At 64.8% G+C, this 12,604-nt stretch carries 13 protein-coding genes; 8 read left to right on the forward strand and 5 right to left on the reverse strand.

Annotated features, from left to right (window positions below; genetic code table 11):
* Positions 1-30 precede the first annotated feature (30 nt).
* The 4 genes from lysA (at position 31) to A6B35_RS00575 (ending at position 5,422) form a co-directional block, all read left to right on the forward strand.
* Positions 31-1,299: a diaminopimelate decarboxylase gene (gene lysA / locus A6B35_RS00560; protein WP_006199866.1), complete on the forward strand. Its 1,269-nt coding sequence runs from the start codon at positions 31-33 to the stop codon at positions 1,297-1,299.
* Positions 1,300-1,346: 47 nt separating this feature from the next.
* Positions 1,347-2,288: a threonine/serine dehydratase gene (locus A6B35_RS00565; RefSeq protein WP_065518127.1), complete on the forward strand. Its 942-nt coding sequence runs from the start codon at positions 1,347-1,349 to the stop codon at positions 2,286-2,288.
* A gap of 113 nt (positions 2,289-2,401) precedes the next feature.
* Complete coding sequence (locus A6B35_RS00570) at positions 2,402-4,990, forward strand: TIGR02302 family protein (protein WP_040582041.1); 2,589 nt, start codon at positions 2,402-2,404, stop codon at positions 4,988-4,990.
* Between the two features lie 39 nt (positions 4,991-5,029).
* Positions 5,030-5,422 (forward strand): glyoxalase superfamily protein, encoded by a 393-nt coding sequence (locus tag A6B35_RS00575; RefSeq protein WP_006200209.1) that lies wholly within the window; start codon positions 5,030-5,032, stop codon positions 5,420-5,422.
* Here the strand turns inward: A6B35_RS00575 and A6B35_RS00580 are convergent.
* A complete protein-coding gene (locus tag A6B35_RS00580) occupies positions 5,406-6,290 on the reverse strand; it encodes a LysR substrate-binding domain-containing protein (protein WP_006200210.1) in 885 nt (294 codons plus the stop codon). The two genes, A6B35_RS00575 and A6B35_RS00580, sit on opposite strands and share 17 nt — an antisense overlap.
* A gap of 213 nt (positions 6,291-6,503) precedes the next feature.
* On the opposite strand from A6B35_RS00580, the gene A6B35_RS00585 reads away from it, so the two are divergent.
* Positions 6,504-7,454, forward strand: a complete 951-nt coding sequence (locus A6B35_RS00585) for a DMT family transporter (RefSeq protein WP_006200211.1) — start codon at positions 6,504-6,506, stop codon at positions 7,452-7,454.
* A 6-nt stretch (positions 7,455-7,460) separates the two neighbouring features.
* Here A6B35_RS00585 and A6B35_RS00590 read toward each other — a convergent pair whose 3' ends face one another.
* The 3 genes from A6B35_RS00590 to A6B35_RS00600 form a co-directional block, all read right to left on the reverse strand.
* On the reverse strand, positions 7,461-7,832 hold the full coding sequence (locus tag A6B35_RS00590; RefSeq protein WP_006200212.1) for a response regulator: 372 nt from the start codon (positions 7,830-7,832) through the stop codon (positions 7,461-7,463).
* A 53-nt stretch (positions 7,833-7,885) separates the two neighbouring features.
* Positions 7,886-8,428, reverse strand: coding sequence for a hypoxanthine phosphoribosyltransferase (gene hpt, locus A6B35_RS00595; RefSeq protein ID WP_006200213.1), 543 nt, complete (start codon positions 8,426-8,428; stop codon positions 7,886-7,888).
* Positions 8,429-8,545: 117 nt separating this feature from the next.
* Positions 8,546-9,190, reverse strand: coding sequence for a hypothetical protein (locus A6B35_RS00600; protein WP_040582042.1), 645 nt, complete (start codon positions 9,188-9,190; stop codon positions 8,546-8,548).
* A 177-nt stretch (positions 9,191-9,367) separates the two neighbouring features.
* Here A6B35_RS00600 and ftsE point away from each other — a divergent pair, with 177 nt between their 5' ends.
* From ftsE to A6B35_RS00615, 3 genes are all read left to right on the forward strand, one after another.
* Positions 9,368-10,027, forward strand: a complete 660-nt coding sequence (ftsE, locus tag A6B35_RS00605) for a cell division ATP-binding protein FtsE (protein ID WP_006200215.1) — start codon at positions 9,368-9,370, stop codon at positions 10,025-10,027.
* Entirely contained in the window at positions 10,020-11,009 is a 990-nt protein-coding gene (locus A6B35_RS00610) for a cell division protein FtsX (RefSeq protein ID WP_006200216.1), read from the forward strand. Before ftsE ends, A6B35_RS00610 begins: the two co-directional genes overlap by 8 nt.
* Positions 11,010-11,132: 123 nt before the next feature.
* A complete protein-coding gene (locus A6B35_RS00615) occupies positions 11,133-11,858 on the forward strand; it encodes a YdcF family protein (RefSeq protein ID WP_040582043.1) in 726 nt (241 codons plus the stop codon).
* Between the two features lie 16 nt (positions 11,859-11,874).
* On the opposite strand, the gene A6B35_RS00620 is transcribed toward A6B35_RS00615, so the two are convergent.
* Complete coding sequence (locus tag A6B35_RS00620; RefSeq protein WP_006200218.1) at positions 11,875-12,507, reverse strand: pyridoxamine 5'-phosphate oxidase family protein; 633 nt, start codon at positions 12,505-12,507, stop codon at positions 11,875-11,877.
* Positions 12,508-12,604 lie beyond the last annotated feature (97 nt).

Here is a 12,604-nt window from a genome sequence, read left to right on the forward strand (position 1 = left end):
CATCGTGCTCCAACTTCCGGAACCACTCTCGTGAACCATTTCGACTATCGCGACGGCGTGCTCTACGCCGAGGACGTGGCGATTTCAGACATCGCCGCAAGCGTCGGCACGCCGTTCTATTGCTACTCGACGGCGACACTGACCAGGCATTTTCGTGTCTTTGCCCAGGCCTTTGCCGGGCTCGACGCGCTGGTCTGCTATGCCATGAAGGCAAACTCCAACCAGGCGGTGCTGCGCACACTAGCCAGGCTCGGCGCCGGCGCCGATGTCGTGTCGGAAGGCGAGTTGCGCCGCGCGCTGGCCGCCGGCATCCCGGCCAGCAAGATCCTGTTTTCGGGCGTCGGCAAGACCGCGCGCGAAATGGACTTTGCGCTGTCAGCCGGCATCCTCTGCTTCAATGTCGAATCCGAGCCCGAACTCGAGCTGCTTTCCGCCTGCGCCGCCGCGCTCGGCAAGGTGGCGCCGGTCTCGCTGCGCATCAACCCGGATGTCGACGCCAGGACCCACAAGAAGATCTCCACCGGCAAGGCCGAGAACAAGTTCGGCATTCCCTGGCAGAAGGCGCGGCAGGTCTATGCCCGCGCCGCAAGCCTGCCGGGCATCAAGGTCACCGGCATCGACACCCATATCGGCAGCCAGATCACCGAGTTGCAGCCTTTCGACGATGCCTTTGCCCTGCTCGTCGATCTGGTCGGCGCGCTGCGCGACGACGGGCATGCGATCGAGCATGTCGATCTCGGCGGCGGCCTCGGTATCCCCTACCGCGTCGACAACAGCCCGCCACCGCTGCCCGACGCCTATGCCGAGATCGTCAGGAAGCACGTCACCAAGCTCGGCCTCAAGGTCATGTTCGAACCGGGCCGCCTGATCGTCGGCAATGCCGGCATTCTGGTCTCGGAAGTGATCTTCGTGAAGGAAGGCGACGCCAAGAATTTCCTCGTCGTCGACGCCGCCATGAACGACCTGATCCGGCCGACGCTGTACGACGCCTTCCACGACATCAGGCCGGTGGTGCAGCAGCCGGCGGCAGCACCGCGCATGACGGTCGACGTGGTCGGCCCGGTCTGCGAGACCGGCGACTATATTGGCCTCGACCGCGACCTGCCCAGGCTGAAGGCCGGCGACCTGATCGCGATTGCCACCGCCGGCGCCTATGGCGCTGTGCAGGCCGGCACCTACAATACCAGGCTGCTGGTGCCGGAAGTGCTGGTCGACGGCGACCGTTTCCATGTCGTGCGCCCGCGCCAGACCTATGACGAACTGATCGGACTGGACTCGGTGCCCGACTGGTTGAAATAGGCCGCGGTCCCGAACCGGGGTCCACTTCAAACCCCAGAGAGCAAGATATGGCCAGCAGCACCTTGATCACCCGCGAACGCATTGCCGCGATGGAGCCCCGCATCCGGCCCTTCGTGCGCCACACGCCTGTGCTGCGCGTCGACATGGCTGATTTCGGCCGCCCGCCTTTGGCTGTCGACCTCAAGCTCGAATGCCTACAGCATTCCGGCTCGTTCAAGGCACGCGGCGCCTTCACCAACCTCCTCGAACGCCCCGTGCCCGAGGCCGGCGTCGTCGCCGCGTCGGGCGGCAATCATGGCGCGGCGGTCGCCTATGCAGCCATGCGGCTCGGCCACAAGGCCACCATCTTCGTTCCCGAAGTGAGCCCGCCGGCCAAGCTCGACCGCATCCGCAGCTACGGCGCCGAACTGGTCGTCGGCGGCGCCCGCTATGCCGAGGCACTGGCCGCCAGCGAGAGCTTCGCCGAGAAAACCGGCGCGCTGCAGATCCACGCCTTCAACCAGGAGGAGACGCTGGTCGGCCAAGGCACGCTCGGCCTCGAGATCGAGGCCGACCTGCCCGAGATCGACACCTTGCTGGTCGCCGTCGGTGGCGGCGGCCTGATAGGCGGCATCGCCGCCTGGTTTGCCGGCCGCATCAGGATCGTCGCCGTCGAGCCGGAAGGCGCGCCGACGCTGCATCGCGCTTTCGAGGCCGGACGGCCAGTCGACGCACCGGCCGAAGGCATCGCCGCCGATTCGCTGGCGCCGAAGCGGGTCGGCGAAATGATGTTCCCGATCGCCGAAGCCTATGTCGAGCGTTCCCTCCTGGTCAGCGACGACGACATCATCGCCGCCCAGAAAGCGCTGTGGGACCGGGTGCGAATCATCTCCGAACCGGGCGGTGCGGCGGCCTTCGCGGCGGTGCTGTCCGGCCGCTACCAGCCGGCGCCGGGCGAGCGTATTGCGATTCTGGTGTGCGGCGCGAACGCCAATCCCGCAAAATTCTGACCATAACCGGTCAAGAATTCTTCTCGTTTCAGGAACCGCCTCGCCTTTGCCGTGTTTGCTGGTAAACTTGGAGTCGTAAGGTTCGGGCTATCCCGCCCGGACAGGAAGGGCCGATGACGGAACGACCCACTTCCAGCGGCGATCGCGGACTGGCCGGGCGTCTTGCCTTGAGCCGGCTGGCGACGCGGGTCTCAATGGTTGTCGAACGCGGCTGGCCGTTGCTTCTGCCGCTGATCATGGTCGCCAGCCTGTTCCTCAGTGTGTCATGGCTTGGCCTGTTTTCGCTTCTGCCCGATCCGGCGCGCATCGGCCTCCTCGCGGCGTTCGCCATCACCGGCCTTGCCGCCCTCTATCCGCTGCGTTTCTTCCGCCTGCCCTCCGCCGCCGAGATCGATCGCCGCATCGAAGCGGCCAACGAGCTTCTGCACAGCCCGGTTCTGGTGCAGACCGACCGGCCAAGCGGCCGCGATAGTATCTTTTCGCAGGCGCTGTGGCGCGAACACCAGAAACGCATGGCGGAGCAGCTGGGCAACCTTGGCGCCGACCGGCCGCGCACGCGCGTGCCGGAGCGCGACCGCTGGGGCTTGCGCGCCGTGGCGGTGCTGCTGCTCGTCACTGCCTTTGCCTTCTCCTTCGGCCCCTCGGGCGGCAAGTTGAGTGACGGCTTCGTGGCGCGCGCGGCGCGCGACACCGTGCCGCCACGCATCGATGCCTGGGTGACGCCGCCAGCCTATACCGGCAAGCCGCCGATCTTCCTCACCGCCGACGCCAACCAGGCCGCTGCGACATTCACCGTTCCGCAAGGCAGCGATGTCTCGCTGCGCGTCACCGGCGGCTCGGGCGAGGAAACGCTTGCCTACGCCGACAAGGACGGCAATGCCCGCGCCATCGACCCGGCCGGCTCCCCGGCAGCCACGCCTGTGGCGAACACGGTGGCGCCCAAGGTGCGCCAGTTCACCGGCAAGCTGACCAGCGACGGCACGCTGACGCTGAAATCCGGCGAGGATGACCTTGGCCACTGGGCCTTCGCGGTGATCCCGGACAAACCGCCGACGATCCGTTTCGTCGGCGAACCCAAGCGAGCCGTCAACGGTGCCTTCGAGCTCAACTACCAGATCGACGACGACTATGGCGCAGCCTCCGCCAAGGCTGTTTTCGCGCCTGCCGACCCGCAGGCGGCGAATGCGCGTCCGCTCTATGGCCCGCCCGACTTGCCGTTGGTGCTGCCGCGCCGCGGCGGCAAGGGCAATGCCGCCAAGACCAGCAAGGACCTGACCGAGCACGTCTGGGCCGGCAGCAACATCAAGCTGACGCTTGTCGCCACCGACGACGCCGGACACACCGCGAGCAGTGAAACCAAGACCCTGGTGATGCCGGAACGGCCCTTCTCCAATCCGCTGGCGAGAGCTGTGATCGAGCAGCGCCGCATGCTGGCGCTCGACGCCAATGCCAAGCCGCGCGTGCTCGACCTGATGGATGCCATCACGCTGCGCCCCGAAGACACCTTCGACAACATGGCGCACTATCTCGCCATCATGAGCGCCCACAGCCGGCTGAAGATGGCCGGCAACGACGACCAGTTGCGCAACGTGGTGTCCTATCTCTGGGAGATCGCGCTCGGCATCGAGGAAGGCAATCTGTCGGCGGCCGAAAGGCGGCTGCGTCAGGCACAGCAGGCCCTGCAGGACGCCATCAAGAATGGTGCCAGCGACGCAGAGATCGACAAGTTGATGAAGGAACTGCGCGAGGCGATGAACCAGTTCCTGCAGGAGTTCGCCGAGCGCGCGCAGCAGAACCCGAACGCGCCGCAGATGCAGCAGAACGGCCAGGAGCTGCGCCAGAGCGACATCGATCGCATGATGGACGAGATCGAGAACCTGGCAAAGTCAGGCGACCGCGACCGCGCCCAGCAGCTTCTGTCGGAATTGCAGGACATGATGAACAACCTGCAGGCCGGCCGTCGCCAGCCCGGCGGCGAGCAGGATAGCGAGATGCGCCAGCAGATGGACAAGCTCGGCGAGATCATGCGGCGCCAGCAGGAGATGATGAACGACACCTTCCGCATGGACCAGATGCAGCGCGGCCAGCGCCAGCGCGGCGAGAATCGCGACGAACAGCTCGGCGAAAACGGTGGCGGCCAGGATGAGGACAAACCCGGCCAGGGCGACGACCGCGATCCGCTCGCCCGCCCGAAGCAGATGACGCCGCAGGAATTCGCCGAAGCGCTGAAGCAGCTTCAGGAAGGCCAGGGCAAGCTGCAAAGCGACCTCGAGCAGCTGAAGAAGGGCCTGGAAGGCATGGGCATGCAGCCCAATGAGGGATTTGGCGAGGCCGGCAAGTCCATGGGCAATGCCGAACAGGCGCTCGGCGAAGGCGAGGGCGACCAGGCGGTCGGTCATCAGGGCCGCGCGCTGGAGGCGCTGCGCAAGGGCGCCAAGGACATGATGAAGCAGATGCAGGCCATGCAGGGCGACGAGGGCGGCAGTGAGCAGGGCGGCCGCCAGCAGAACGCCGATCGCGACCCGCTCGGCCGGCCGCGCGCCACAAGGGGTCCCGACGACGGCACCGAGGTGAAGGTGCCTGACGAGATCGACGTCCAGCGCGCGCGCCAGATCCTGGAAGCAATCCGCAAGCGGCTCGGCAATGCGCTCAGCCCCGACATCGAACGCAGCTATCTTGAGCGGCTGCTGGAACTGAAATAGCGCCCTGCCACTCCAACCTTCTCGAACAGTCGCAACGACATGCCGAAGCTCGGTGCCATCACCCCGATCCTGCGCATCTTCGACATCGCCAAGGCGCATGAATTCTATCTCGGTTTCCTCGGTTTCGAGGTGCGGTTCGAACATCGCTTCGACGACAATGCGCCGCTCTATACAGGCATTGCCCGCGACGGTTGCGAACTGCATCTGAGCGAGCATCACGGCGATGGCTCGCCGGGCTCCCACATACGCATCGCGGTGGCCGATATCGCGGCATTGCATCGCGAACTGATCGGCAAGAAATACCGCTTTGCCAGGCCGGGGCTGGAAGAGACGCCCTGGCGGACGAAGGAAGTCACCGTCGGCGATCCGTTCGGCAACCGCCTGACCTTCTACGAGGACATGCCCGCCCCGACAGTCACAGATCCGGCGTGATACCCGCCTGACCAGTGAGCATGAAGGCCTCGCGGATCGCCTGTTCCATGCTGTCGATGGCTTCACCGGAAACGCTCGGATTGCGGTGCAGCACGACATTCGAGGAATCGATATCGCCGAAGCCGTCGGCTGCGCCGAGCTCGCGGCAGCCGGCGGGAATGTTGCTGCGGGAGATCGGCGCGATCGCCAGGCCCGAGGTCACGGCAAGCGTCAGGCCGCCATTCGTGTCGCTGGTATAGGCGACGCGGTAGCCGACGCCGCGCTGCTCCAGCGACTTGATGGCGAAGTCGCGGCACCAGCCGCCGCGGTTGTAGAGCGCGATCGGCACCGGCCGTTCCTCGTGCATGTGATGGATGGCCGACGTGACCCAGACCGTAGGGTCATGCATCAGCACCTCGCCGCCCGACAGACCTTCCCATTCGAACACCACGGCGAGATCGAGCTGGCCCGCTGCCAGCGCCCGCATCTGCGAATCGGAATGGGCGTAGCGCACCGTGACCTCGACCTGCGGATGGCGTTTGGCGAAGGCGCCGAGCGCGCGCGACAGGATCGAATGTCCATATTCGGCCGGGATGCCGATGCGCACCGGGCCATCGAGCGGCGGCGCCACCAGCGACGCCGCCGTCTCGTCGAGCAGCGAGACGATGCGCCTGGCATTGACGATCAATTCACCGCCGCGGCGCGTCAGCGAAACGCCGCGCGAGCCGCGCTCGAACAGGCTGTCGCCGACCATGCTCTCGAGCTTCTTCATCTGCATTGAGACAGCCGACTGGGTGCGGCCTGCCTGTTCCGCCGCCTTGGTGAAATTGCCGGTCTCGGCCACCGCGACGAAGGTGCGCAGGAGGTCGCTGTCGAGGGTAGGCTTCATCGCAATTCGCCATAAGAATTTTTGATCGCTGGCATCATTTCAATTCGTTTGCAACATGTCAAACACCAGCCGATAGTCACCTCTCCCATTGGATATGCAACCGCGAAATCGGTTGCGGACCAATCGAAGAGTCCTCACTCATACCCGCTGCCCTAAAACGGTGGCGGGTTCTTTTTACTGGTACACGCAGTGGCTCGCGGGGGGCCGAAGCATATGCAGAACCGGATGACGTTTGGCATCCTGAGCCTCTGTCTGGGCGTCCTGGTCTTTTCGCTGCAGGACCCGCTCGTCAAAGCGGTATCGGGAGCCTATCCGGTGACCGAGGTGATGGCGATCCGCGCGATCGTCGCTCTTCCCATACTGATCGTTCTCGTCCACGCCGATGTTGGATTGCGGGCTTTGCTGTCGCGGCGCTTCGGCCTGCTGACATTGCGCGCCTTCATCCAGTTCTCGTCCTATACGGTCTATTATCTGGCGATCGCCGCCCTGCCGCTGGCCGACGCGGTGGCGCTTTATTTCATGGCGCCTTTATTCATCATGGCGCTGGCCGGCCCCTATCTCGGCGAGCGCGTCTCATGGCAGACGCTGGCGACCGTTCTGATCGGCCTGGTCGGCGTTCTGGTGATGCTGCGCCCCGGCGCCGGATTGTTCGACTGGGCGGCCCTGCTCTCGCTCGGCTCGGCGGCGCTCTATGGTTTTTCGCAACTTATGGCGCGCAGGATCGGCGATACCGAATCGTCGACGGTCATGGCCTTCTACCAGAACGGCGCCTATCTCACTGGCGCCATCGTGGTCGCCGGCGCGTTCCACCTCGCCGGCATCACCCATGCGGTCCATCCGAGCCTCGAATTCCTGGTGCGGCCATGGGTGTGGCCGGCGCTGCCGGATTTCCTCAAGATGGCCGCCTGCGGCTTCGTCGCCGCGGCCGGCATGATCCTGTTGTCGCAGGGCTACCGGCTGGCGCCGGCCAACCGCGTCGCCACCTTCGAATACACCGGCATCCTCTGGTCGCCGCTCTGGGGGTTTCTGTTCTTCGCCGAAGTGCCCAGGGGAACCACGATGCTAGGTGCGGCGCTGATCATCGGCGCCGGGCTGTTGGCGCTTAACGTTAGCCGTCGCAGGCAGACGGTGACCGTACTTGCCGCGAGCGGCGATCCAGCCTGACGCCTTTCAGGCGAAACAGGTCAGCGCGCGTCCAACACGGGCGCGGATCTCGGCCAGCGTAAACGGCTTCTGCACGACGTCGAGAATGATGCCGTTCAGTTCCTCGGCGCGCTCGCGCTGGTCGGCATAGCCGGTCATCAGCATGATCTTCATCGCCGGGAACAGCTTCGCTGCAGCGGTCGCCATCTCGATGCCATCCATCTCCGGCATGCGAATGTCGGAAACCACCAGATCGTAGCCGCCACGGGCCTGCTGGATCAGCGCCAGCCCTTGTGCGCCATCGGCGGCGATGGCCACGCTGTGCCCGTCGCGTTCAAGCGCGCGGGCGGCGAGAGTGCGGACGGACTCATCGTCCTCGACGATCAGAAGCTTTGCCATGGGCGGCATATTTGGCGGTGAAAAGTTGACTTTTCCTGAACCGCGAACAGCTTTTATGCATCCCCTTTGACGACGCCTACGAACGGCAATTCGCGAAACGCGTGCGCGACATCCATGCCGTAGCCGACGACGAAATAGTCGGGGCAGTCGAAGCCGACATAATCGGCGTTGAGCGCCGTCTGGCGGCGCATGCGCTTGTCGAGCAGCACGGCGATCGAACAGCTTTTGGCGCCGCGCGACAGCATCAGGTCGCGGGTGAAGGAGAGCGTCTTGCCGGATTCGAGAATGTCGTCGATCAAAAGCACGTCGCGGCCGGCGACCTCATTGTCGATGTCGCGCAGCACCCTCACCTCGCCGCTGGTGGTGCCGGCGCCATAACTGGAAATGAAGATGAACTCGACCTCCGGCGACAGGCCGACATCGTGCATGGCGCGTATGAGGTCGGCGGCAAAGATGAAGGAGCCCTTCAGCACCGAAATCACCAGGAGGTCGTGGTAGTCGTGACCGGCTATCTCTTTGGCGAGTTCAAGATTGCGTCGGGCGATCGCCGACGCCGAAAACAGGACCTCGATGTCCTTGCCGCGCACAACTGGCATTTGTTGGCTCCTCCAGGCGCTCCGCCTACAGGGCCACGACCTTTTGGGCCTGCGGAAGCGCTGTAGACCTTTTTGATTTTGCACACGATCTCAGGAAACCGGTTCCTGGACCGAGCCTTAGCCGGCGAATGTGACCGATACGGCCTTGACCCCGTTTCTAGGCACATCGAGGCGGCTGGAAAAGCCGAATCTTTCGCCGGGCGCCAGGGACCGGCTGGATGTCCCCAGTGTATAGCGCGTTACCTGGCTGTCATTGCCGGTGACCCGGATCTCCAGAGGCGGCAACGGTGCGGCCTTTGCCCCGTCATTGGCGGCTTCGCCATCGACGAACAGGACCGGCTTCAGCCCCGACGCATCGATGCGCGAGGTGACGCCCGAGATGCTGAGCGCTGCGGCCTGCTGCTCGGCGGCCCAGAACGGCGATTGCCGCACCAGTGCGTGGCCGCCCGAGACCCAGAAGGCGGCAAGTGCTGCACCGACGCCGGCGATCCAGAAGATCGGCCCGCCGCGCGAGGCCGGCGGGCGCTCTGCCGCGACTTCGGGTTTGCGCAGCATGTCCATGCCTTCGATCGAGGGCGCATCGCTCATGCGCGATGCAGGCGGCGACAGGGTTTCCGCCTTGACGCCATGGCGCGGCAGCACCTCATAATCGGCATCGACGATGTCGGCGGCCGGCGCGCGCGGTTCCGCCGCGGCACTTGTCCCCAGCCCGGTCATGATTTCGCCGGAAACCGGGCGCGCGGTTCGATCTTCAGCCATAATGGCCCTTGTTCGTCTTCGTTTCTTTTGCGTAAACGGAAATGGTTAACGCTTCCCCACCGGAACCCCTGTGTTGAACCGAAAAACACCGAAAATTAACCGACCTTTAACCATGCCGGCCGATGGTCGTTTGAGAGAAAGGGCTGGCACGCCGCCGCCGCAAGTTTCAGGTCGTCGAACGTGATCCGCTTTGAAAATGTCGGCCTCCGCTATGGCATGGGTCCGGAAATCCTCCGTGACATTTCCCTGCACATTCCGGAGCGCTCCTTCCAGTTCTTGAGCGGCCCTTCGGGCGCTGGCAAGACGACGCTGCTGCGCCTTCTGTTCATGTCGCTGAAGCCGACGCGTGGGCTGATCACCATCTTCGGCAAGGACCGATCGCGCATCTCGCGTAGCGAACTGCCGCATCTGAGGCGCCGTATTGGCGTGGTGTTCCAGGATTTCCGTCTGCTCGACCACATGACCACCTATGAGAACGTGGCCTTGCCGCTGCGCGTGCGCGGGCGCGAGGAAGCGAGCTATCGCACCGACGTCACCGAATTGTTGAAATGGGTCGGCCTCGGTGAGCGCATGCATGTGCTGCCGCCGGTGCTGTCGGGCGGCGAAAAGCAACGCGCCGCGATCGCCCGAGCGCTGATCGAGCAACCCGAGATCCTGCTCGCCGACGAGCCAACCGGCAATGTCGACCCACCGCTGGCGCGCCGGCTGCTCAGGCTGTTCATCGAGCTCAACCGTCTCGGCACCGCGGTGGTGATCGCAACCCATGATCTCGGCCTGATGGAGCAGGTCGACGCGCGGCGCATGATCCTGGCCGGCGGAAGGCTTGATGTCTATGACTGAGCTTTCCGCAGAACACCTGCACGAACAGCCCGCCGAGATGGCCGGCCCGGTGCAGCGCGTCCAGCGCAAGATGGCGCCGATCGTGCCGGCGCAAAACATTGCTGGCCGGGCTCTGGTGCTGGTCATAGCCATCATGACCTTCCTGTCCTGCCTGACCTTCGGCGCCGTGACGCTGGTGCGCGACACCGCGTCTGTCTGGGAGAACCAGATCTCGCGCGAGGCGACTATCCAGATCAAACCTGTCGAAGGTCTCGATATGGAGGCAGCCCTTGCCCAGGCCTCGCAGATCGCCGGCGAATTCCCCGGCGTGAAGGAGACCAAGATCATCGACCGCGACGCGACCGCCCGGCTGCTGGAGCCGTGGCTGGGCTCGGGCCTCAACATCGACGAATTGCCGGTGCCGCGCCTGGTCGTCGTCACCATCGACGAGAACAACCCGCCCGACTTCGCCGCCATGCGCGCCGCGATCACGCCCAAGCTGCCGAGTGCCGCACTCGACGATCATCGCACCTGGGTCGACCGGCTGGTGGCCATGGCCCGCACCACGGTGACCATCGGCATCGCCGTGCTGGCGCTGATGCTATCGGCCACCGTGCTGACTGTGGTGTTCGCAACGCGTGGCGCCATGGCCGGCAACGGCCACATCATCGAGGTGCTGCATTTCGTCGGTGCCGAGGCGCGCTTCATCGCGCGCGAATTCCGCTGGCACTTCCTGGTCACCGGTATGAAGGGTGCTGCCGCCGGGGGGGCCGCCGCCATTCTGGTATTCATTGTCTTTTCCTGGTGGTCGTCGCGCAATATGGCGACGCCGCAGGCCGACCAGGCAACCGCCCTGTTCGGCAATTTCGCCATCGGATCGGCGGGTTATCTCGGCGTCGGCCTGATGGTTCTGGTGATCGGCGCGCTGACGGCAGCGACGTCGCACGCCACCGTGGTCACCTATCTCAGCGACATCGACATCCGTCAGCCGGACGCGGGCTGATGCGCACGATGGCGGCATGCATGAAACGAAACGGGCTCAGGAACGATCACGGGTAGAAAACTGACGTAACGCAATGTGCGCATTTTTTCCTATCAAAGGCCACATTTCAGGATTAACCATAGGATGATGGACGCGAGGGACTCAACCGGAACGGCTGGACAGATGCCAGTGGTTGGTTCCCTTTTGCATGCCCGAGGCTGGTCGAGCCGATTGGCAAGAGCCCTGCGCATCTCCGCTTTCTCCATTCTCGTGCTGGCCGCATTGTTTGCCGGCGGTTTCGGCTGGTTCGCCAGCACCGTCAGCCACATGACCACGCCAGCCAATCCGGCCAAGGCCGACGCCATCATCGTGCTCACCGGCGGCCAGTCGCGGCTCGATGCAGCAATGGACCTGCTTGCCTCCGGCAAGGGCGAGCGTCTGCTGATCAGCGGCGTCCACCCTTCGGCCAGCCGCCGCCAGCTCCAGGCCGCGACCGGCGGCGACAAGGCGCTGTTTTCCTGCTGCGTCGACATCGACCGTGCCGCGCTCGACACGATCGGCAACGCCGAGGAGAGCGCCAAATGGGTGGAGAGCCACGCCTACGGTACCGTCATCCTCGTCACCAACAACTACCACATGCCGCGCAGCCTGCTGGAGATGAACCGGCTGCTGCACGGCGCCAGGCTCGAGCCCTACCCGGTGGTCAACACCAATCTCGGCGATGGCGGCTGGCTGACCAAGCCGGAAGCGCTGCGCGTGCTTCTGACCGAATACAGCAAATATGTGCTGGCGCTGGCGCGTGGCATCGTGCCGTCTCGCCAGACCGGCGGCAGCGTTGCTGTGGCGCAAGCCGCCACGGCGCACAACTGAGCGCTGCTGGCGGGCATCAGTCTGCGGCAGCAGTGCCCAGCGCGGCACGCAGACCGGCAATCTCCGCTTCAAGACCTTCTATGCGCCGGTCGCGCTCGGCCAGCGCGGCTGCCACGTCGGCCGCCTCGAAGCGCTGCGGAATGTGCTGCGGGCAATTGGCGTCCCAGGCCGCGACGGTGAACAGGATGACCTGCTCGGGGCGCGCCTTGTAATCCCCTGGCATCAGCTTCGCCATCAGCTCGGCGTCGTCCTCGACGATGCGGGCCGTGCCCCAGATCTTGATGCGTTGCCTGCGGGCGTAGTCGATCAGGAACAGGAAAGCCCGGGAATTGTCGCTCAGATTGCCCTGGGTGATGAATTGCCTGTTGCCGGAGAAATCGGCAAAGCCGATCGTGCGCCCGTCGAGCACTTTCAGAAACCCGGCTGGCCCGCCCCGATGCTGGATATAGGGTTGGCCCTCGCCATTGGCAGTCGCCAGGAAGATGCTGGTCTGCGCCTCGATGAAGCCAGCGAGGTCGGGGGTGATTTCCGATTGCCAGCCGCCGCGCTCCTCGACGCGGGCATAGGCATCGCGCGAACCCTTGCGGCTCTGGATCGCCTTGACGGTCGGTGTGAAGGCGACGTCGCTGGTGAAGGTGTGGGCATTCATGGAAACCTCCTCGAGGCACCTGTGGTCATCGCCCACGACAGATAGAACCTTCCATCTTTCGGATGTAGATGGCATATCTGCAACTCATACTTCCATT

This window comes from Mesorhizobium amorphae CCNWGS0123, from assembly GCF_001686985.1.
GTDB classification, from domain to species: Bacteria; Pseudomonadota; Alphaproteobacteria; order Rhizobiales; family Rhizobiaceae; genus Mesorhizobium; species Mesorhizobium amorphae.

Coding starts and splice junctions, on each gene's coding strand:
- A6B35_RS00565 (WP_065518127.1), top strand. CDS start 1,347: ATGGCCAGCAGCACCTTGATCACCCGCGAACGCATTGCCGCGATGGAG.
- A6B35_RS00570 (WP_040582041.1), top strand. CDS start 2,402: ATGACGGAACGACCCACTTCCAGCGGCGATCGCGGACTGGCCGGGCGT.
- A6B35_RS00575 (WP_006200209.1), top strand. CDS start 5,030: ATGCCGAAGCTCGGTGCCATCACCCCGATCCTGCGCATCTTCGACATC.
- A6B35_RS00580 (WP_006200210.1), bottom strand. CDS start 6,290: ATGAAGCCTACCCTCGACAGCGACCTCCTGCGCACCTTCGTCGCGGTG.
- A6B35_RS00585 (WP_006200211.1), top strand. CDS start 6,504: ATGCAGAACCGGATGACGTTTGGCATCCTGAGCCTCTGTCTGGGCGTC.
- A6B35_RS00590 (WP_006200212.1), bottom strand. CDS start 7,832: ATGGCAAAGCTTCTGATCGTCGAGGACGATGAGTCCGTCCGCACTCTC.
- hpt (WP_006200213.1), bottom strand. CDS start 8,428: ATGCCAGTTGTGCGCGGCAAGGACATCGAGGTCCTGTTTTCGGCGTCG.
- A6B35_RS00610 (WP_006200216.1), top strand. CDS start 10,020: ATGACTGAGCTTTCCGCAGAACACCTGCACGAACAGCCCGCCGAGATG.
- A6B35_RS00615 (WP_040582043.1), top strand. CDS start 11,133: ATGATGGACGCGAGGGACTCAACCGGAACGGCTGGACAGATGCCAGTG.
- A6B35_RS00620 (WP_006200218.1), bottom strand. CDS start 12,507: ATGAATGCCCACACCTTCACCAGCGACGTCGCCTTCACACCGACCGTC.